The sequence below is a fragment of the Acutalibacter sp. 1XD8-33 genome (assembly GCF_003612555.1).
In the GTDB taxonomy this organism is placed as follows: Bacteria; Bacillota; Clostridia; order Oscillospirales; family Acutalibacteraceae; genus Acutalibacter.
Genome location: NZ_RAZF01000093.1, coordinates 1 through 955, shown reverse-complemented (window position 1 = coordinate 955; position 955 = coordinate 1). Strand labels below are relative to the sequence as shown.

The 955-nt window shown below is 59.2% G+C and carries 2 protein-coding genes; both read left to right on the top strand.

The genetic code is table 11. The annotated features are described in order from the left end of the window. On the top strand, nucleotides 1-535 hold a 535-nt coding region (locus tag D7X94_RS18675), incomplete at its 5' end, for a hypothetical protein (protein ID WP_120429193.1). Between the two features lie 126 nt (nucleotides 536-661). Beyond that, the coding region (locus tag D7X94_RS17985; RefSeq protein WP_243111386.1) for a toprim domain-containing protein at nucleotides 662-955 on the top strand (294 nt) is incomplete at its 3' end.

Below are 955 nucleotides of genomic sequence, written 5' to 3'. Positions count from 1 at the left end.
CCTGCCGGAGCTGCACCGTGTTTTCCTCCATGAAATATCCCACCTGTTCTGCTGTGAGAACGAGATCGAGGGCGGCGGTTTCTTTGACCGCTACTGCATGGGCAGCGGGGCGGAGGACGGCATGATGAACGCCGGATACGCAGTCTGGCGGGAGGCTGTGGCTGACATCATGGCCGATTCCATCTTGAGCGAGTATACGTCCCTGACGCTGGCGGATGTCCGGGAGGAGGTCGGGCGGCTCTACCGTATGCTGTCCCCGGCAGACCCGGACTCGAAGAAATGTATGTCGCTGATCCTCGTGTATGTCATGGCTACAAAGGAGGTCGGCGGCATGACGAAGTGGGCCGATGCGGAGACGGGGCTGAAACAGCATCTTGGGCTGGAGGACCCGGCATTGTACGCCGTCCTCAAGATGGCCTTTGACAATCTGCACCGCTCCCCGTTCTGGTCCATCACCCCGGACTTCATCATGGAGCTTGGCGAAGCCTACCTCTCCCTCCTGTCGCACAAATTCCTCCGGGAGCGCCTTTCCTGAAACAGGCGGCGGACAAAACTTTATAAAAATCGTAAAGCGGACAAGGATCACACATCTTTGCCCGCTTTTTTTGATGCCCAAAATCGGGCGAAAACAGTTGATTTTTTCAGAAAGGAGCAACTGCCTATGAGCAAGTTAGTGATCTGCGAGAAGCCCTCGGTGGCGCAGAGCATCGGCAAGGTGCTGGGCGCCTCGAAGCGGTGCGACGGCTACCTGGAGGGCGGCGGGTATCTCGTGAGCTGGTGCGTGGGCCATCTGGTGGAGCTGGCCCAGCCGGAGGCTTACGGCGAGACCTACGCCAAGTGGCGGCTGGAGGACCTGCCCATCCTGCCGGAAAAGTGGCAGTACCAGGTGTCCCTGTCCACCAAAAAGCAGTTCCAGGTGTTGAAGGGGCTGATGGGCCGGGAGGATGTGGACTCC